The 19843-nt window shown below is 58.8% G+C and carries 18 protein-coding genes; 7 read left to right on the top strand and 11 right to left on the bottom strand.

The annotated features are described in order from the left end of the window. The first annotated feature begins 2 nt into the window (after positions 1 to 2). Positions 3 to 848, top strand: a complete 846-nt coding sequence (locus CU102_RS23325) for an ABC transporter permease (RefSeq protein WP_106713482.1) — start codon at positions 3 to 5, stop codon at positions 846 to 848. A 67-nt stretch (positions 849 to 915) separates the two neighbouring features. Here the strand turns inward: CU102_RS23325 and CU102_RS23320 are convergent, their stop codons facing one another. Continuing rightward, positions 916 to 2442 (bottom strand): UxaA family hydrolase, encoded by a 1527-nt coding sequence (locus CU102_RS23320; RefSeq protein WP_106713481.1) that lies wholly within the window; start codon positions 2440 to 2442, stop codon positions 916 to 918. A 596-nt stretch (positions 2443 to 3038) separates the two neighbouring features. On the opposite strand from CU102_RS23320, the gene CU102_RS23315 reads away from it, so the two are divergent. Both CU102_RS23315 and CU102_RS30905 read left to right on the top strand, forming a co-directional pair. Continuing rightward, on the top strand, positions 3039 to 4910 hold the full coding sequence (locus CU102_RS23315; RefSeq protein WP_166648391.1) for a calcium-binding protein: 1872 nt from the start codon (positions 3039 to 3041) through the stop codon (positions 4908 to 4910). 303 nt (positions 4911 to 5213) lie between these two features. After that, entirely contained in the window at positions 5214 to 5342 is a 129-nt protein-coding gene (locus CU102_RS30905; RefSeq protein WP_280951920.1) for a hypothetical protein, read from the top strand. Positions 5343 to 5361: 19 nt separating this feature from the next. Here CU102_RS30905 and CU102_RS23310 read toward each other — a convergent pair whose 3' ends face one another. From CU102_RS23310 to CU102_RS23300, 3 genes are all read right to left on the bottom strand, one after another. Beyond that, the gene (locus tag CU102_RS23310) at positions 5362 to 6300 is read right to left on the bottom strand and encodes an adenylate/guanylate cyclase domain-containing protein (protein WP_106713479.1); all 939 of its coding nucleotides are present in this window, start codon (positions 6298 to 6300) and stop codon (positions 5362 to 5364) included. A gap of 239 nt (positions 6301 to 6539) precedes the next feature. Next, on the bottom strand, positions 6540 to 7145 hold the full coding sequence (locus tag CU102_RS23305; protein WP_106713478.1) for a calcium-binding protein: 606 nt from the start codon (positions 7143 to 7145) through the stop codon (positions 6540 to 6542). A gap of 316 nt (positions 7146 to 7461) precedes the next feature. Further along, positions 7462 to 8358, bottom strand: coding sequence for a LysR family transcriptional regulator (locus CU102_RS23300; RefSeq protein ID WP_106713506.1), 897 nt, complete (start codon positions 8356 to 8358; stop codon positions 7462 to 7464). A 99-nt stretch (positions 8359 to 8457) separates the two neighbouring features. On the opposite strand from CU102_RS23300, the gene CU102_RS23295 reads away from it, so the two are divergent. From CU102_RS23295 to kdgD, 4 genes are all read left to right on the top strand, one after another. Then, the gene (locus CU102_RS23295; RefSeq protein ID WP_106713505.1) at positions 8458 to 9204 is read left to right on the top strand and encodes a sulfite exporter TauE/SafE family protein; all 747 of its coding nucleotides are present in this window, start codon (positions 8458 to 8460) and stop codon (positions 9202 to 9204) included. Between the two features lie 117 nt (positions 9205 to 9321). After that, positions 9322 to 10185: an alpha/beta fold hydrolase gene (locus CU102_RS23290; protein ID WP_106713477.1), complete on the top strand. Its 864-nt coding sequence runs from the start codon at positions 9322 to 9324 to the stop codon at positions 10183 to 10185. 318 nt (positions 10186 to 10503) lie between these two features. Then, positions 10504 to 11685, top strand: a complete 1182-nt coding sequence (locus CU102_RS23285) for a mandelate racemase family protein (RefSeq protein ID WP_425351594.1) — start codon at positions 10504 to 10506, stop codon at positions 11683 to 11685. Positions 11686 to 11733: 48 nt separating this feature from the next. Beyond that, complete coding sequence (gene kdgD / locus CU102_RS23280; protein WP_106713476.1) at positions 11734 to 12675, top strand: 5-dehydro-4-deoxyglucarate dehydratase; 942 nt, start codon at positions 11734 to 11736, stop codon at positions 12673 to 12675. 32 nt (positions 12676 to 12707) lie between these two features. On the opposite strand, the gene CU102_RS23275 is transcribed toward kdgD, so the two are convergent. The 7 genes from CU102_RS23275 to CU102_RS23245 all read right to left on the bottom strand — a co-directional run bounded on the left by CU102_RS23275 (position 12708) and on the right by CU102_RS23245 (position 19768). After that, the gene (locus CU102_RS23275; protein ID WP_106713475.1) at positions 12708 to 13766 is read right to left on the bottom strand and encodes a dienelactone hydrolase family protein; all 1059 of its coding nucleotides are present in this window, start codon (positions 13764 to 13766) and stop codon (positions 12708 to 12710) included. Then, positions 13763 to 14476 (bottom strand): FadR/GntR family transcriptional regulator, encoded by a 714-nt coding sequence (locus CU102_RS23270; RefSeq protein WP_106713474.1) that lies wholly within the window; start codon positions 14474 to 14476, stop codon positions 13763 to 13765. Before CU102_RS23270 ends, CU102_RS23275 begins: the two co-directional genes overlap by 4 nt. A gap of 68 nt (positions 14477 to 14544) precedes the next feature. Beyond that, positions 14545 to 15303, bottom strand: a complete 759-nt coding sequence (locus CU102_RS23265; RefSeq protein ID WP_106713473.1) for an ABC transporter ATP-binding protein — start codon at positions 15301 to 15303, stop codon at positions 14545 to 14547. Continuing rightward, complete coding sequence (locus CU102_RS23260; RefSeq protein WP_106713503.1) at positions 15303 to 16160, bottom strand: ABC transporter ATP-binding protein; 858 nt, start codon at positions 16158 to 16160, stop codon at positions 15303 to 15305. The genes CU102_RS23265 and CU102_RS23260 overlap by 1 nt, the downstream gene beginning before the upstream one ends. Positions 16161 to 16170: 10 nt before the next feature. After that, the gene (locus tag CU102_RS23255; RefSeq protein ID WP_245425491.1) at positions 16171 to 17079 is read right to left on the bottom strand and encodes an ABC transporter permease; all 909 of its coding nucleotides are present in this window, start codon (positions 17077 to 17079) and stop codon (positions 16171 to 16173) included. Next, positions 17076 to 18092 (bottom strand): ABC transporter permease, encoded by a 1017-nt coding sequence (locus tag CU102_RS23250; protein WP_106713501.1) that lies wholly within the window; start codon positions 18090 to 18092, stop codon positions 17076 to 17078. Before CU102_RS23250 ends, CU102_RS23255 begins: the two co-directional genes overlap by 4 nt. A 71-nt stretch (positions 18093 to 18163) precedes the next feature. Further along, complete coding sequence (locus tag CU102_RS23245; RefSeq protein WP_106713472.1) at positions 18164 to 19768, bottom strand: ABC transporter substrate-binding protein; 1605 nt, start codon at positions 19766 to 19768, stop codon at positions 18164 to 18166. Positions 19769 to 19843: the final 75 nt, after the last annotated feature.

Here is a 19843-nt window from a genome sequence, read left to right as displayed (position 1 = left end):
TCATGATCCGCGATACGACCATCGGCGCAAAGCTCTGGATCACCGCCATTTGGGTTCTTGTCGTTTTTTTTGTCATTAATCTGCTGGCGATGATCGCGACGGTCATCATCTCGTCCTTTGCCACACGCTGGCTCGGCACCTGGTTGCCTGCGGGCTGGACAACAAGCTGGTATTTCACCGCCTGGTCGGAGTTTCAGCTCAGCGATGTTCTGATTGTTACGTTCCAGATTGCCTTCACCGTTGTCGCACTCTCCGGCCTCCTTGGTGTTACTGCGGCCTATGCTCTGGCGCGCCGCGACTTTCCGGGCAAGAAGCTGATCATGCTGCTCTTCCTGTTACCATTGCTGGTGCCACCGATCACCTTCGGCATCCCGCTGGCGACTGTTCTCTATCAAGCTGGCGTCGGCGGCACATTCTGGGGTGTCGTCCTCGCCAATCTGGTGCCGACCGTGCCGTTTGTCGTCCTTGTGATGATCCCCTTCATCGAACAGATCGACCCAAAGATCGAAGCAGCCGCGCGCGTGTTCGGAGCCGGCACCTTCCAGTTGTTCCGTCATGTTCTGTTGCCAATGCTGCTCCCTGGCATTCTGGCCGCCCTGCTGCTCGTGCTTGTGCGCACTGTCGCCATGTTCGAACTGACCTTCCTGACCGCTGGGCCGACGAGCCAGACCCTCGTCGTCGCTCTGTATTACTCGGTGTTTGCATCGGGAGTGCGCGCCGTGCAGTCCATTGATGCCATGGCTGTGGTCTATATGGTGACAACACTGATCTGGCTGCTGATCGCCTTGCGCTTCGTCAACCCGACGCAGATCGTAGCCCGCGCCAAGCAGCAGCCGACAACGGCTTGAATTCGCGTGCCCAAAAATGAAACGGGAGCCGCTGGCTCCCGTTTCATTTGCATCTTGTTGCACCCGATTACATTGTCGCGCCGATTTGCCATGGCACGAATTCGGCATCGCCATAACCAAGCTCTTCAGACTTGCTGCGCTCGCCCGACGCAACCTTCAGGATACGCTTGAAGATCTCGCGACCCTTGTCCTCGATGGACACGCCGTCAAGCACGTCGCCACAATTGATATCCATATCCTCGATCATCTGATTGTACATGGGCGTGTTGGTGGCGAGCTTTATGGATGGCGTCGGCTTGCAGCCATAGGCGGAACCACGTCCTGTGGTGAAGGCCAGCACATTGGCTCCGCCAGCAACTTGCCCGGTTGCCGACACGGGATCGTAGCCGGGCGTGTCCATGAAAACGAGGCCATGCGCCGTGACCGGCTCGGCGTAACCGTAGACCGCTTCGAGTGGTGTCGTCCCGGATTTCGCAACGGCACCCAGCGACTTCTCTAGAATAGTGGTCAAACCACCGGCCTTGTTGCCTGGAGAAGGATTGTTGTTCATCTCCATCTTGTTGCGGGCCGTGTAATCTTCCCACCAGGCGATGACCGATTGCAGCCTCTCCACCGCCTCAGGATTGGAGGCGCGCTCGATGAGCAGATGTTCAGCGCCGTAGATTTCCGGTGTCTCGGAGAGGATGGCCGTGCCGCCGTGTTGCACCAGAAGGTCGACAGCCGCGCCGAGCGCAGGATTGGCCGTGATGCCGGAATAGCCGTCCGAGCCGCCGCATTGCAGTGCCAGCATCAATTCCGATGCGGGGATCGTTTCGCGTTTGACGTTCGCGGCAGTCGGCAGCATGTCACGGATCGCCGCAACGCCGGCCTCCATCGTCTTGCGGGTGCCCCCGACTTCCTGGATCGTCAAGCTGCGGAAACTATCGCTCTCGACAATGTTGTAAGCCTCTTTCCAGCGGCCGATCTGGAAACCTTCGCAGCCAAGTCCGACCATCAGAACTGCGGCAATGTTCGGATTGGTGGCATAGCCCCATTGGGTGCGTTTCAGGACCTCATAGCCCTCGCCCTTCACATCGAGAGCACAGCCGCCGCCATGGACCAATGGAATAATGCCATCGACCATCGGATAATCATCGAGTATCCCTGACTTCTGCACTGCCTCGGCGATGAAGCGTGCAACGGAGGCTGAGCAGTTCACCGAGGTCAATACGCCGATATAATTGCGTGTGCCGGCGCGGCCATTGGCGCGGCGAAAACCTTCGAAGGTGGCGCGCTGGCCGGCTGGGAGTACGTCGCTAGCATGGGCGTCATGTGCCGCGCCTGCCTCGCGCACGAAATTGCTGTAGCTGAGATTGTGCTCATGCACCCATTCACCGGGCTCGATGCGCCTGGAAGCCGAGCCGATGATCTGGCCGAACTTGCGCACAGGGTCGCCGGCTCCGATCAAGCGGGAAGCCAGTTTGTGTCCGCGCGGAACGCGGTCCGTCACTGTTACCCCCTCAATGCTCTGCCCGGCCTGAAAACTGTCAACAGCGACAATCACATTGTCGCTGGCATGGAGGCGCAAATGCCTCGGTGCGTTGAGGGTGTCCATCAAAATCTCCAACTGGTCAATTAATATATTAGTTGGTCAGGCGGGCAGTTGCAATGTGTCAAGTTGAACCGTTTTTTGGAAAATCGGGTAGTTTTCTCAACGTGGTGGGCAAATTTTGAGATTCAACCACATGCACCAAAAACTCACGTGCTGATTGAGATTCTTGTTCCGTTTTCGCAGTTTCTTGTACGCGAATCGTTGAAATCTGTCCGGAATCGATCTCATTCCGTTCGCAATCGATACAGGATTGGTGCACCGTCGCTTCGAAGGTTTCGATCCCGGAGCGACCGGGCCGGTCCACCGATCTCCAGGTCAACAGAGCCGTACCACTTGGTACGACGTACCGCGCTGGGCGGCAAAATGCCAGGCTTGTTCACGCCCTCACAGCTTCCTTGGAGCATGGCCCGGTAGAGCCCCTCGTTGGAAAACAACGATAATTTTAAGAAGAAAATAATTCAGATTTTGAAGTATATTGGTATTATATTCAAACATTACTGTGTTATGAAAATTTCATTTGGCTTGTAGATTGTTTTGTAGTTCATTGCCGCACAATAAATAGATAATCACTCCCGAATACATCCTGGATGGAGGCCTCCATGGCGCTGAACCAATCCCTGCTTGATCTCCTCGATATTCATCCAGGCAATGGCGTCGACCAGGTGATCGTCGCCAACGACGATGACGACCGGATCTTTGGCAGCAGTGCCAACGACTACATCGAAGGCAAGGGCGGCGATTCCGACCTCCTCTTCGGCGGAGAGGGCACGGACACGCTGGGGTACGAGAGTTCGCCGGAAGGCGTTATGGTTCATCTAGGCGGGCTCAACGGCCTTGGCGTGCTCGGTACTTGGGGCGGTGATGCAGAAGGCGATCGCTTGGCAGTCGGCTTCGAAAATCTCGTGGGCTCGGCCTTCGCCGACAAGCTCTCCGGCGACAGTGGTGACAACGTGCTGGTCGGCCTTGCTGGCGATGATGGCCTTGCGGGCGGTGACGGCGATGACACCTTGTCGGGCGGCGCAGGTACGGACTGGCTGGATGGCGGCGCGGGCGATGACAAGCTGCTTGGCGGCGAGGGCGAGGACTGGCTCTACGGCGGCGCAGGCAATGACACTCTGGACGGCGGTGCCGGCGAGGACCGGCTGAACGGTGGCGAAGGCGACGACAAGCTGCTTGGCGGCGCCGGCACGGACTGGCTCGATGGCGATGCCGGTGCTGACTATCTCAACGGCGGTGATGGCGATGACTGGCTGCGCGGTGGCGAGGGTAATGACACGCTTATCGGCGGTGAAGGTGCCGACCGGCTGAATGGCGGCGAAGGTGACGACCGCTTGAACGGCGGTGCGGGTGCTGACTATGTCGCCGGTGGCGCAGGCAGCGAGTGGGCCGACGGCGGCGCCGGCGATGACCGTCTGGAAGGCGGAGACGGGGAAGACTGGCTCTATGGCGGCGACGGCAATGATACGGTTATCGGCGATGATGGCGAAGACCGCCTGAACGGCGGTGCCGGCGACGACTCGCTCGTTGGCGGCACCGGCACTGATTGGCTCGACGGCGGCGCCGGCGCGGATCATCTGCTCGGCGACGATGGCGACGACTGGCTGCGCGGCGGCGACAACAATGACACGCTCTGGGGCGGTAGCGGCGACGACCGGCTGAACGGTGGCTACGGTGATGACCACCTCCTGGGTGGTGAGGGCAATGACTGGCTGGCTGGCGGTTCTGACGACGCTGGCGATGACACGCTTGAGGGCGGCGCCGGCGATGATCACCTCGATGGTGGTGCCGGTGAAGACATTCTCCTCGGTGGCGACGGCAATGATACGTTGTGGGGCGGCGCTGGTGATGACATTCTTGCCGGTGGCAATGGTGACGACCTCCTCGTCGGTGGTGACGGTAGCGACATTATCGTCGGCGGCGCCGGTACCGACACGGTTGATTATACGACATTCGCCAATGGGCTCAGTGTCGACCTCTCCACAGGCGAGAATTCTGCGGGCGACACGTTGGTGGAGGTCGAGAATCTCATCGGCAGCCAGTATGCCGACTTCCTCACCGGTAATGCGGTCAATAATGTTCTTGCCGGCGGACTTGGCTTCGACGCGCTGACTGGCGGCGCCGGCGCCGACATCTTCCGCTTCGATTATGCCGAACGGGGCGATCTGCAACAAAATGGACAGGCCCACGCCGATAGTATCGTCGATTTCAGCTCGGCCGAGGGTGACAAAATCGATCTGAGCAGGATCGATGCCGATACCGGCACCAACGGTAATCAAGACTTTCACTTCATTAGCGGTGGCGACTTCACCGGCGCCGCTGGCGAATTGCGGGTCGTTGTTCCGGACGATGCCTCGTCCCAGGATTATGTGCACGTCGAGGCCGACATCAATGGCGACGGCACTGCCGACCTTGTCATCCAGGTCAGCGGCGATTTCGATCATGATTGGTCGGCTAATGACTTCATGATGTGAGCATAGCGCGATCACCGATCGCGCCATCCGGATCCTACAGCCGTTCAGTGGAAAGTATCTGCTGGACGGCTTCGAGTTGTCTCGGAAACACGGGCATCGGCGTTCACCGATTGGATTTGCGCCGGGTCCATGCGCTATCAGGCCCCCCGCAACCAAGAGTCGGTCAATGCAAGGTGAGCAAATTCCCTCTAATTGCCTGCCCGGCGCCTCCATTTAAACAAATATCGCCCTAGACTCATCGCAACGCCGTTGCTGCATGAAAGCGGGCCTGCGTTGCCTGCCGCGATGCGAAAGGATAAGCCGATGCATGACTTCACACTGGTCCTGGCAATCGTGTCGATTGTCCTGCTCGCCTATCAGGGCGAGATCGATGAGCGCCCGGCAGTTCAGGACGATGATTGGGCTCAGACGGATCAGATCGATCTTGGGTGATGGAGCGTATACGATGAAATCACTGCCCGACGGACGGCTGCCGGCGCATGACCCAGCGAAGGCCGGCCGCGATCGCGATGCCTAACAGCGGCCAGATTGCCCAGAACGTTCCATCCCAGGACAGGAGATTGATGCCGGCGATGCCAAGGCCCGCTGCGCCCAGCGTGGCGAGCATGCGGTCCGTCCCTTTTGCCGACCGCAACCAGATCAGCACCGATAACACGGCGAGCGCAAGCAGAGGCCAGGCTGCCCAGAATTCTCCCTGCCAGGAGAGGAGGTTTATGCCGGCGAGGGCAGCAGCAATCACCGCAAGTACGCCATATTTCCTGGTGGGCCCTCTCACCGGAGCGGCACCGGCCCGCAGCGGTACTTCCGCGGGGGACTGCTGGCGGCCAAACGCGCTATGTGGCGGCGCCGGAGCCGGGTCTTCGCCTTCTACGCCGATCCGCACCGCGTAGCTTGGCACCCCGCCATCGATGTTCTTGACCTCAAGCAGGCCGAGGAATTCGAAGCCGACAGCGACCTTGTTACGCACCTGATCGTAGACGGTATTGGAGATCACAATCCCGCCCGGTGCCGCCGACGTCTGGAGGCGCGCGGCAACATTGACGCCGTCGCCATAAATGTCGCCATCTTCGGCAATCACGTCACCGAGGTTGATGCCGATGCGAAACAGCATGCGCGCGTCATCCGAGCGCTTGGTGTTATAACCAGCCAGCTCGTTCTGCGCGTCGACTGCAGCACGCACCGCCTCGACAACGCTTGGAAATTCGGCGATCAGCCCGTCGCCCCAGGTGTTGATGACGCGGCCGTCATGCGCCACGATCAGGCGTGCCATAGCATCACGATACTGTTTGAGAGTGGCGAGTGTCCCCTCTTCGTCGGCCCGCATCAGGCGGGTGTAATCCTGAACGTCGGCCGAGAAGATCGTTGTGAGCTTGCGCCGCGTTTCCGACATCGCATCCGTCCTCGCTCGATCGCTGCGGGCTGCATCCCGGGACTGTCCAGCCTGCCGGACAATTGGTCGCTCCCGCTCTGGGCACGAACATAGGGATATTCAAGCGGTTTTCCAAGGAGTGCTGGCGACTCCAGAAAGACGAAAATAGCAAAGGGAGGAGATGCGGTATATCAGATGCAGCTAAATACTGGACGAAGCAGCGTGCCCGACCATTAGGCCGGGCACGCCATTGTTTCGGATCAATGTACGGTGAAGTAGCTGTCAGGATTCGCCTGAACATCTTCCGAATTGGTGTTCACCAGAGTGACGGAATCACCATGGCCGAGGTCGACCACGACATTTTCGCCAACCTGTGTGACACGGGAAGCCAAGTCATCCGGCGACTGGATGTCCTGGCCATTGATACCACTGGAGATCTGGAGGATGTCTTCACCAGGGGTAAAATCAAGCACGACGTCATTGCCGCCGCCGCCCGCGAACACGAACACATCATCGCCTGCGCCGCCCGATAGCTCATCGGCACCGGCACCGCCAATCAGCGTGTCGTTGCCTTCGCCGCCGGACAGAACATCCTTCCCGGCACCGCCGAGAAGCACATCGTCTCCGGCGTCACCATTCAGGATATCAGCTCCGTGATCGCCAAGGAGAGTATCGGCTCCGTTGCCGCCGGAAAGGGTATCGTTGCCCTTTTCGCCAAACAACAGATCATTGCCGTCATCGCCAAATATCGAGTCGCCTCCCTGACCGCCAAAAACAACATCATCGCCGCCATTGGCATGGATGAAATCGTCAAAACGCGAGCCGAACAAAACGTCGTCGTAGGCGCCGCCTTCTAGAGTAGCCATATGCTTCTCCTTCTGTCTGCTTTCGTGTTTGTGTCTGCCGGAATGAACCGACGATCGATGCCCCGCGATTATGCAACGCACATATGCAGGGCGGCCCTAATTAAGAATATAAATGCGGCAATCAACAATAACAATTTATTAAATCGTGTATTACACCGGCTAATTTCAATATTATCACGAAATATTGTGACCAGTACTAAGATTAATAAACGTACAGATTGGAATCAATATGGTTCATAATTCAAAACATTGTTCACATTCCGGTCACATTTGCCAGAGTGGTGCATAATATTATTATTTAAACCCATAGTTGTATTTATAGACGATCATTATCGCCGCTCAATGCAAGGTGGTGAAAGAGGTTGCGCGCAGGTGACGTCAATTCCTCTTCGGAGCGGACGCAGACCGACAGCTGCCGTGTGGCCCAGTCGTCGGCAAGGCGGACAAAAGCGAGCTTCAGGGTTCTGCTACAGCGCCGCACCGCGGTCTCGGGCATGATGCCGAGGCCCACGCCGTTGGCAGCCATATGGCAGATGCCCTCAAAGGTTGCCATCCGCGCGCGTATCCTCAGCTTGACACCCATCCTCGCCGCCTGGGCGTCGATGTGATCCTGCAGTGCGCCCGTCAACCCGACAAACGGCCCATGCAGAATATCCGCGAACGCGACACGTTTCTTCACCGTCAGCGCGTGATCGCGCGGGACCACGACGACCAGCCGGTCGATGGCGAAGGGGCGCAGCTCAAGGTTGGTGGTATCGACCGCATCCGAAAGAATGCCGATCTCCGCCAGCCCGGCCGAGACAGCTCTCGCGATCTCGATGCTTTGCCGCTCCTTCAGCTCGACATCGATCTGCGGGTGAGCCGCCATCCAGCCACCGAGCCGTTCGGGCAGAAACTCAGTGAGCGTGGCCGTGTTCACGGCGAGCCGGATGGTCGCGCGCAGGCCGCTGGCATGCTCGCCGAGCTCTCCGCGCATCTTTGCGATCTGGCGCTGGATCAGGCGGGCGTGGTGCGCCAATGCCTCGCCAGCCGGTGTCGGCCGGACGCCGCGGCGTCCGCGCTCAAGCAGCCGGACCTTGCCGGCGGCTTCCATGTCGCGCAGGCGCTCGCTGGCGGCCGGTAGTGAAAGCCCGACGTCCGCCGCCCCTTTCGTGATGCTGCCGGCATCCACCACGGCGAGAAACAGGCGAAGGTCGATCAGGTCGAAGCGCATGCCAACGAGGATACCCGACATTCAGCCTTCGGACCAGCCGAAGTCTGAATGCGGATCATCCGCATTGTGCCTGCCAGGAGATGCATTAAAGCGAATGGCATGATGGACAACCCGATACTGCTCGTGGCAGTAACCGCTACCTTCTTCGCCGCCGGCATCGTCAAGGGCGTCACCGGCATGGGTCTGCCGACCGTCGCCATGGGCGTGCTGGGCGCGCTGATCTCGCCGCTGGCCGCGGCCAGCCTGCTGATCGTCCCTTCTTTCGTGACCAATGTCTGGCAGCTTTTCGCCGGGCCGAACGTCAGCGTGCTCCTTCGCAGACTCTGGCCGATGATGCTAGCGGTGGTCGCGGGTACGATTGCCGGTTCGTCGCTGCTCACCAGCGGCGACACCATGCTGACGACAAGCGCGCTCGGGGGAGCGCTTGTCCTCTATGCGGGCTGTACGCTCGTCGCTCGCCAGATTCGTGTGCCGGCGTTGCTGGAACCGGTTCTGTCTCCCATCATCGGCGCAGCAACCGGCCTCGTCACAGGCGGCACCGGCGTCTTCGTCATCCCGGCCGTGCCCTACCTGCAGGCACTCGGCCTTGAAAAGGACGATCTGGTCCAGGCACTTGGCCTGTCTTTTACTGTCTCCACGATCGCTCTTGCGGCCGGATTGGGGTGGCGTGGCGCCTTCCAGTTGGAAAATCTCACTATGTCGGCGCTCGCGATCGTTCCAGCACTCGCTGGCATGTGGGCTGGGCAGATAATCCGTAGCCGGGTCAGTCCGTCGGCCTTCCGGCGCTGGTTCCTGATTTGCTTGTTGCTCCTCGGTGCCGAAATGCTCGCGCGGCCTTTCCTGTAAGCGCGAGAGTCGGCGGTCATCTGAAAAAATCGATCACCTCATGTCGGATCGTGGAAATGCCGTTCGTCTAACTGTCGACGCCGGCATCGGCCGCGCACAAAACGAGGAGATAGATCGATGTTACGAACCGCTCTGATTGCCGGCGCCCTGCTTGTCGCCAGCGCCGCGATTGCCCAACCCATATCCGCGGGTAAACGGGTTGAGGTCAATGGCATGCAGATGTACTACGAGGTCTCCGGCGAGGGCGATCCACTGATCGTGCTGCACGGCGCCTACATGAACATTCCGACGATGGGCGCGATCATCCCGAAACTTGCCGAGACCCACAAGGTCTATGCACTCGAGCTGCAGGGGCACGGCCGCACGACGGATATCGACCGGCCAATTACCTATCCGAACCTTGCCGACGACGTCGCTGCGTTCATGGACGCCGTGAACATCGAGAAAGCTGACGTATTCGGCTATTCCATGGGCGCGGCCGCCGGCCTGCAGCTTGCTATCCGCCATCCCGACAAGGTGAACAAGCTCGTCGCCGCCTCCGTCGCCTACGATGCCGAAGGCTGGCAGCCGGACTTCAAGGCGTTCATTCCGCAGATGACGGTCGAGATGTTCGTTGGCATGCCGTTCGCCGAGGAATATCGCAAGCTCGCCGCCAATCCCGACGGGTTTCCTGCTCTCGTCAGGAAACTCATTGCGCTCGAACACGAACCGATGGCGTGGGAAGCCGACGTCAAGACGCTCAAGACGCCGGTCCTGATCATCAGCGGCGATGCAGATGTGGCTACGCTCGAGCATTCGGTGGCGATGTTCCGGATGCTCGGCGGCGGGGTTATGGGCGACATGGGCAAGCCGCTACCGGCCTCACGCCTCGCCGTCCTGCCCGCGACATCGCACACCGCAGTCATCGATCAGACGGACCTGCTGATTGGATTCATCGAGCCCTTCCTGAACAACGAGACGCCAAAAGGGATATTTGAATAGGTGCAATCTCCCTGATGGGGGGGGAATATTTACAGAAGGGTGGTTGGGGCGACGAGAATGTCGACCCGCCCCGACCGGGACGGATCGTGGCCATCATCATACAACTAACGTAGTTTCGGCTCCAGTCGCCTCAACCAGTCTGGAGAACGGCCCGCCGATAGCTGTAGCTGGTGTTCAAGGATGTTATATTATCTCGATAGTTACGTGCATCTGGACCGATCGGCTCAAACTTGCTGGCAATCGCAAATAGGCGTTGTCAGTCATCATACAACATGATATTGAAACGGGTAGTGAAGCAGATTCGCCAAGCAATTTGCTATGATAGCCAGGCAGAGCATTGGAGACGGGATCTTGAAAATAATCGATATCAGCGTGCGTCGCTTCAAGCATACGACTTACAGACATGCGGACAGCGCCGGCCATGCCCATCCCGGCCCTGCACACAAGGTTGAACTTGCTCTGCTGACGATTGCTGCCGATGACGGCAGCGAGGGCTACTGTTTTTCGCCGGTCGAGATCGTTCGTCCGCATATCATCGACAAGTTCGTGAAGAAGGTTCTGCTTGGTCAGGATCCGTTCGACCGTGAACGCCTTTGGCAGGACTTGGCCCACTGGCAGCGCGGCAGCGCGGCACAGCTGACGGACCGCACACTGGCGATCGTCGACTGCGCCTTGTGGGATCTGGCTGGCAGGAAACTCGGCATCCCGGCTCACAAACTCATCGGAAGCTATCGCGACAAGGTCCCCGCCTATGGTTCGATCATGTGCGGTGATGAATTGGAAGGCGGATTGGCGACGCCAGAGGATTACGGCCGGTTTGCCGAAAAGCTGGTGAAGCGCGGGTACAAGGGGATCAAACTGCATACATGGATGCCGCCCGTTTCGTGGGCGCCCGATGTCAAGATGGACATCAAGGCTTGCGCGGCTGTGCGTGAGGCGGTGGGCCCAGATATCCATTTGATGCTCGATGCCTTCCACTGGTATTCCCGGACGGAAGCGCTCGAACTTGGCAGGGGCCTCGAAAAGCTTGGCTTTGCCTGGATCGAGGAGGCGATGGACGAGCAGAGTTCTGCCTCTTACACATGGCTCGCGGCAAATCTCGACATTCCGGTTCTCGGTCCGGAAAGTGCCGGAGGCAAGCACTATACCCGCGCCGAATGGATCACCTCGAAAGCTTGCGACATCCTGCGCACCGGCGTGCATGACGTGGGCGGCATTTCGCCAGCGCTGAAGACGATGCATCTTGCCGAGTCTTTTGGCATGAATTGCGAGGTGCACGGCAATGGAGCACCCAACCTGATCGTCACGGCGGTTTCGAAGAATGTTCGCTGGTATGAGCGCGGCCTGCTGCACCCGTTCCTCGAATATGACGATGGGTTTGAGTATCTCAACGCGCTGGTCGACCCGATGGACCAGGACGGCTTCGTTCATCTGTCTGACAAACCCGGCCTCGGCGAAGACATCAACTTCGATTTCATCAACGACAACCTCGTCGATTGACAGCGTCTGGATGCGGCGCGAACGCCAATCCCGAAAAAAGGACACATCATGAACTACAACTCAACGAACCGGCTGGCCTATGATCCATTGGCCCTCAAATCCGTTCTGTCATCCGGCCTGATGTCCTTTCCTTTGACTGACTTCGATGAGCAGGGCGAGTTCGACCCCGCGGGCTACCGGGCAAGGCTCGAATGGCTGATGCCCTACAGTGCGACCGTGTTGTTCGCGGCCGGCGGGACTGGGGAAGGGTTCTCATTGACCCTGGCCGAGCACGCACAGGTTATCCGAGCAGCAGTCGAAACCTGTGGCTCCCATACACCCATCATTGCGGGAGCGGGGTATAGCACGCGTCTGGCGGTTGAGATGGCGCGCAATGCCCAGGCGGCGGGCGCTGCCGGAATTCTGCTTCTTCCCCATTACCTGACTGAGGCCAATCAACAGGGTCTCGCTGCACACATCGAAACCGTGTGCAGGTCGGTCGATATTGGTGTGATCGTTTATAACCGCAATGTCTGCCGTCTGAGCGCCGATACGCTTGAACGTTTGGTCGACAGAAATCCCAATCTCATCGGTTTCAAGGATGGCATTGGAGAAATCGAGGCCGTCACAGAAATCCGCAGCAGACTTGGCGACCGCCTGAGCTATCTCGGCGGCCTGCCCACCGCAGAAGTCTATGCCGAAGCTTATAACGCCGCGGGCTTTCCGGTTTATTCATCCGCCGTTTTCAATTTCATCCCCAAGACTGCCATGGCGTTCTACGGGGCAGTGCGCAGCGGCGACCGCAACACGACCGAGCGGCTCCTGAAAGAGTTCTTCCTGCCCTATATCGCAATCCGCAATCGCGCCGGCGGCTACGCCGTGAGCATCGTCAAGGCTGGGGCACGTCTCGTTGGAAGGCCCGCCGGACCGGTTCGTCCGCCGCTGACGGATTGCTCGAAACAGGACCACAAGGACTTGCAGGTTCTGATTGAAAGGCTCGGACCGCAATAGGGTCCGTGCCTGACACGCCGAATACGAGCGATTCAACTTCGGTTAAACACCGCATCGAGCCACTGGATTGCCGCGTCCTGCTGCGCGGCTCCAAACTCATGACCTGACGGCCAGATTCTGGTTTCCAGATGCCCGGGAGCCTGGGCAGCGCCCCAGCTTTCGGTCAGATCGCCGAATGCCGCCGTTACGGCTGCGCGCGGGAAATGAGGGTCGTGATCGCCCGCGTAGAAGAGCCCGGGTCGCGGGGCTATGAGGGCAGCGATATCAGGGTAATCCAGCTTTCCGGCAAGTGGCGGATGCAGCATGTAATAGGCCGATTGGCCGCGGAGCAGATTGGCTCCCGGCTCCATCAACCCGGTTAACCGCCCCATCCAGCTGATGGCCACCGAAGCCGATATTGCCTCAGTCAGTGCGGCTACCTGCCAGGCACGGTAGCCGCCGAATGAAAATCCCATGCTCGCCACGCAGAGTTCGTCAACTTCCGGCAATGCGCTCAGGCAAAGTGCGGCCTGCACATCCTCCGACGCCACGACCGCAGCAAGTGACGTCCCGAATTGCAACAGGTTGGCGGCCAGAGCCTGTTGCGCCTGATAGCCGTTTCCTTCGCGGCTGCCCCAGCCGAGGGCGTCGGCACAAAGAACAACATAGCCACGTTTGACGAGCACCTCACCAAGGTAGCGACTATCGTAACAGCGTTCGGTCCACGCGCTTGCAGAAAGCGCCTTGTCGTCATTCCAGGGCCGAACGAGCTTTTCCTTGCCGATGTCAAAACGCGAGCCATGGTCGTGGAGCAACAGGACGGCGGGACGTCGGGTCTTGCCGGCGGGTAAGAGAAGGAATGCTTCAGTTGTTTCACCGCTGCTGAATGTGAGTTCCAGCAGCCGGGTCTCATGCGATTCGTGATCTCGCCGCTCAATGGTTCGGGCGCGTGCTGCGCAGGCATCGCGAAGGTCGAGTGCCTCAGTGACAAATGCCCTCGTCGCTGACTGCCAGGAATCGAACGACAGATCTGTCGACTTGAATGATCTGGTAAACTGGACTGACTCACGCAGTCGCCGCGACAAACCGGACATGTTGTCCCGGTCAATCATTGTCCATCGTCTATCGACTGCTGAAGGCGGTCGCGGCTGCCGCTCAAATGCATCCGCATCGTCGCCCGCGCGCCATCTGTGTCACTCCGGCGGATGGCGACGAGGATTTGCCGGTGTTCGGAATTGACGCGTGCGAGATATTCCGAGAGCGTGGATTCGTCAAAACGATGCGTCTGCAGTCGTGCTCTCGGGATCAGGACTTCGCCGAGATAATTGAAGATCTTCAGAAAATGATCGTTCTGACTGGCGCGGGCAATGGCCCGGTGAAAATTCAAATCCGCTTCAATACTGTCGCTTCCCGTCTTGATGGCATCGGCCATCGCCTCGCACGCGCCTTCGATTGCGCGAATGTCGTCATCACTGCGTCGCTTGGCGGCCAGCGCCGCAGCCTCGGACTCCACGGCAATGCGCAATTCCAGACCCTTGACGACCTCCTCGATGACGGAAAGATCTTCTTCCGCGATGCGGAATGCAGGCAGAGCGGTGTTGTGGACGACGAAAGCGCCGATGCCCTGCTGGGTCGAAACCATGCCATTGGCGCGAAGATTGGCGATCGCTTCACGAACGACAGTTCGGCTGACACCGAACTCGTCGATCATTTCCTTTTCAGTCGGGAGTTTCGCGCCCCTGGGAAATTCACCCGATTTGATCCTGCCAGCGACTTGCCTGACCAATTGTGAGGTTAGTGTTTCTCGCCTCTTCGTGTTCATTCGTTCCCCTTTGGAGAAATCTACTCACGGCCGATCAGACGCATGCAAGTCCAGTGATAATTGAGGACTCATGCGACTCGATCATATTCAATACTCGAGTCGATCAATTGGCGCGCGTATGGATGTTTTGCCCCGCCTTTGCACAACTCTGTACGATTCATGATCTCCACAATGCTTCCGGACTGCATGACGGCCAGGCGCTCGCACATGTAGTCGATGACAGCCAAATCGTGCGAGACGAACAGATAGGTCAGCTTTCGCGTGCGCCTGATTTCGTTCAGCAAGTTGAGCACCTCCGCCTGAACAGATACGTCGAGCGCTGATGTGGGCTCATCAAGCAAGAGCACGCTCGGCTCAAGGATCAACGCCCTCGCAATCGCCACACGCTGCCTCTGTCCGCCCGAGAGTTCATGCGGATAACGTGAAAGGAAGGAGCCATTCAAACCAACATCGATGAGCGCTTTTTCCATTCGCTCTTGCTGGCGATCGAGCCGGTGAATCCGAAGCGGCTCCTGCAACGCGGTCTTGATCGACTGGCGCGGATGAAGCGAACCATAGGGATCCTGGAACACCATCTGCACGAGGCGACAATACTCAGCGGCAGGGATCTGGTCGACCGGCCTGCCGGCAATCGAGATCTCGCCGGACCAGAATGTCAGCAGGCGCGCAAAGCAGCGCAGAATGGTCGATTTTCCCGAACCGGATTCGCCGACGAGCCCGAACGATTCTCCGGACGCAACTGAAAAGCCGACCTCATTGAGGATCTTCTTCTGGGCAGCACCCATGCCCAGTGAAATGGTGAGACCCTTGATGGTTACATCGCTCATCACATTGTCTCCACTGCTGGTTTTGCGAGACCGGGATCGCGGCCGAGGACCGGCAAGGGTCCCCTATTGCCCCCGATATGCGGCTGCGCGGCCAACAATCCTCGCGTGTATGGGTGAGAAGCATGGGTCAGGTCGCGCGCCGCGCAGGATTCCACGATCTCGCCCGATCGCATGATCAACACCCGATCGCAGAAGTTGCGAACCAGGTTGAGGTCGTGACTGATCATGATCAGTCCCATGCCCTTGCGCGTCACCAGTTCATTGAGAATATTCAGCACCTGCATGCGGACAGTGACGTCCAGCGCTGATGTCGGCTCGTCGGCAATGATCAGCTGTGGCTCGGGTATCAGCATCATTGCAATCATGATGCGCTGACCCATGCCGCCGGATACCTCGTGCGGATAGAGGTCGTACACACGCTCGGGATCGCGGATATGCACAGCCTCGAGCATCTCCAAGGTTTTCTGACGTGCCTGTTGACTGGATGCGCGTGTGTGCACGCGGTACGCCTCCGAGACCTGATGGCCGACCCGGTGTACCGGGTTGAGCGAGAATTTGGGATCCTGCAGGATCATGGAAATGCGGCGGCCGCGAATTGTCAGCATTTCCCGTTCGCCAGCCTTGAGCAGGTCGGTATCCTGAAACTGGAGCCGGTCGGCGCTGATCCGTGCGGACGGGAGCAGCTTCAACAAAGCCCGGCCAATTGTCGATTTGCCGGACCCGGACTCTCCCACGATACCCAGTCTCTCACGCCCAAGTGTAAAGGAGACACCCCGCACCGCATCGGAATAGGTCTTGTCCTTGCGGTAGCTTACGCGGAGGTTGGAAACGTCCAATAGAGGTTGCTGGTCGTTCATGGTCCTCTCCTCAACGCTGTTTTGGATCGAGGGCATCGCGAAGACCGTCCCCGAGAAGGTTGAAAGCCAGACTGACGATCAAAATGGCAGCACCCGGAAATGCGACCAGCCACCAGCTGTCAAGCATGTAGCGGCGACCCGTTGCGATCATGGCACCCCATTCTGGCAGCGGCGGCTGAGCGCCGAGGCCCAGGAACCCAAGTCCCGCTGCGGTCAGGATGACGGTCGCCATGCTCAACGTTATCCGCACCAGGACCGAAGGGAGACACATCGGCATGATCGACTTGGTGATGATGCGGATCGACGAGGCGCCCTGCATGCGTGACGCTGAGATATAATCCGCCGAACGGAAGGTCAGCGTTTCGGCCCGGGCAAGGCGGGCGATCGGCGGCCATGATGTCAATGCGATGGCGATGATCGCGTTTTCGAGCCCCGCACCCAGTGCCGCAACGAATGCGAGTGACAGGATCAGACCGGGAAATGAGAGAAAGATGTCGGTGATCCGCATCATGACGGTGTCGCACCAGCCGCCGAAATATCCTGCGGTCGTGCCCACCAGAAGACCGACTGGCCCGACGACGATCGAGACGAGGGTGATGATTGACAGGGTGATCCGCGTACCATGGACAATGCGGCTGTAGATGTCGCGGCCAAGCTCGTCCGTGCCAAACCAGTTCGCGGCATCCGGAGATCGGAGCGCATTGGGCAGGTCCACAAGATTCGGATCATGCGTTGCGATCCAGGGTGCGAGGATGGCGCAAAGCACAAGGATGACGACGACAGCGAGGCCGAAGCAGGATGAAGGGTCGGAGGAAAGCCGTTTGAGGACGGCACCCAGTCCTTTCAGCGGTCCGGAGAACCATGGGGAGACACGTGCGTTCGACATGTTTTCGGTACCGTACAAGCTCTTGATTGTCATCGCGTCCTCGGATCAAAGATTTTGTAAAGGACATCGGAAAGCAGATTCAGACAGATGAAAATGATGCCGACAATGAGCACGCAGGTCATGACGGCGTTCATGTCGCCGACCAGCATGTTGTTCGTCATGTACTGGCCGAAGCCCGGCCAGGAAAAGACGGTTTCAATCAGGACGGCACCTTCGAGCAGGCTGCCATAGGCGAGCGCTACAATGGTCACGAGCTGGACGCGGATATTGGCGAAGGCGTGGTGCCATACTGTCCTGCTGTTCGAGAGCCCCTTGACGCGGGCGGTGACCACATACTCCTGGTTGAGCTGGTCGAGCATGAAGCTGCGGGTCATGCGCGTAATGTAGGCCATCGACGAGTAACCCAATATGCTGGCCGGCAAAACGAGATGGTTGACCGCGTCCCGGAACACTTCCCAGTCGCCCGCCATGGCGGCGTCGATGAGGAGAAATCCAGTGGTTTCGGGGACCAGCCCGATATTGTAATCCGACATGCGTCCGCCGCCGCCGACAAGACCGAGCGATGCATAGAAGACGATAAGACCGATCATGCCGATCCAGAAGATGGGCATCGAGTGGCCAAGCAAGGTGACCACGCGGATCGCGTGATCGATCAGGGTGTTGCGGCGGACTGCGGCAAGGATACCCAGCGGAATGCCAAGGCCTGCGCCGCAGATGATTGCGAATGTCGCAAGTTCGATTGTCGCCGGCATGACATGGGCGATATCGTTGATTACCGACTGGCCAGTGCGGATCGACACGCCAAAGTTTCCGGTCAGGATGTCACCGAGATAGCGCAGGAACTGTTCATAGATCGGCCTGTCCATGCCAAGCCGTTCGGCCACCATGTTGTAGGTAGCGGCATCTGCCTCCTCGCCGATGATGGCGCGGACAGGATCGACTGGCATCAGCCGGCCGATGCAGAAGGTAAGAACCAGAAGACCGAACAGCGTCACCAAAATCGTGGCAGCTTGTCTTGCTCCGGCATATAAACGTTCTTGCGTCATCTGGAACATCTCTTGCGGTTGCCTTGCTGCCGCTGCCACACGGTGATGCGGCAGCGGCCGGGTCAGGGGATTCAGCGCGCCTTGGTGACGGCACTGAGATCCGTGGACCAAGACGGATTAAGCGCGAGGCCCTTGATGTCCGCCCGTGAAGCGACAGAATCGACGACTTCGGAGAACGGCTGGATCGATGGCATCATATCCGCATAGTAGGTCTGGATCTCGCCATATTGGGTTGCCTGACGCTTGGTATCGGACTCGACCAGGGCGTCATCGATCATCTTGTTGAGCTTTTCGTCGAAGAACGATGTTCTCCAGCCTTGGAAATTGGTGAGCTTCGCATCGTCCGCATTGTTGGGATTATAGGCGATGGCGCGCAGGTTTGAGTCCGGGTGAGGCAACTGACCGCCGCCGCCACGACCCACGATCAGTTCGAATTTTCGCTCGCGCATCGCGCCGTAAATCTGATCGCCGGACCCGGTGATGACTTCGGCCTTGATGCCGCCCTGAGCAAGGCTTGCCTGGATGGCGGTGGCAAGGTTGAGGAACGGGGCATCCGAGAGGGCGCGCAATGTCGTGGAGAAGCCATCCGGATAACCAGCTTCGGCAAGGAGAGCCTTTGCCTTTGCCACGTCGAGCGTGTAGCCGACATCTGGAAGTACGCCGGGCAGACCACTCTGGATGGGCCGGTCATGCGGCTTGCCGAAGAACGGCAGCACTGTCGCGTTCAGGCCCTTATAATCGATGAGATAGCGCAGCGCCTCACGCACCTTCGGCTTGTTGAATTTTTCATCCTTCATCGACACTGCGAGGTAGTAGAAACCACTGCCGCCGATTGTCTGCACCACAACGTCCTTGTTGGCCTGCAATGCCGTCAAATCTGCTGCTGCCATCGAAAAAGCGATATCGATGTCGCCCTTTTCCAGCATCAGCCGCTGGCTCTGCGATTCGGGAAGGTGCCGCATGATGATGCGGCGCATGGCGGCCTCCTTGCCCCAATGATTGTCATTGCGGGCCAACAATACCCGCTCATTGGACTTCCATTCCTGCAACACGAAGGGTCCGGAACCCGCGGAATGGGTAGTGAGCCAGGCGCCACCCATGTCGCCGTTCGCTTCATTGGCCATGACGGTCTTGCTGTCGAGGACCGAGCCGGGCCCGACGATGCCCAAGGTCAGGACGATGATCTGCGGATCGACGCGCTTGGGTAGTGTGATGACTACTGTCGAAGCATCGGGAGCGGTGAAGCTCGCGTCGGCATTGGCAGCCGAGAACCCATGGGTCTTCAGGAAGGAAGCCTGGGCAAGATTGAGTTTCATCAGGCGCTTGAACGACCAAACGACGTCCTCAGCGGTCACCGTATTGCCGGAAGCAAACTTGGCGCCTTCGCGCATCTTGAACACAATTTTTGTATTGTCCTCGCTGACAGTCCAGCTCTCGGCGAGTTGAGGATTAGCCTGCGAACGGTTCACCGGGTCAAGCGACACCAGGCCTTCGTAAATGTTGGCGAGGACCTGCACGGTTTCCTTGCCGGTAATTGCGGCAGGATCGAGCGTCAGGATGTTCGACATCGAGAACCCGACCACAAGCTGGTTCGGCGGCGTTTCGGCAAACGATACGGTTGCAAAAGAAACGGTACTGAGCATCGCGGCCGCTACGGCCCTTGCGAAAACATTCATAAGTAAGCTCCTCCTCGCGGACAATGATTGGCGCGTGTCTTGAATGATTCAAAAGTTGCCTCCTGCAACTTGATT

The organism is Phyllobacterium brassicacearum (genome assembly GCF_003010955.1).
GTDB lineage: Bacteria > Pseudomonadota > Alphaproteobacteria > Rhizobiales > Rhizobiaceae > Phyllobacterium > Phyllobacterium brassicacearum.
Note: the sequence above shows the minus strand (reverse complement) of the source record. Positions and strands in the feature narration are given on the sequence as shown.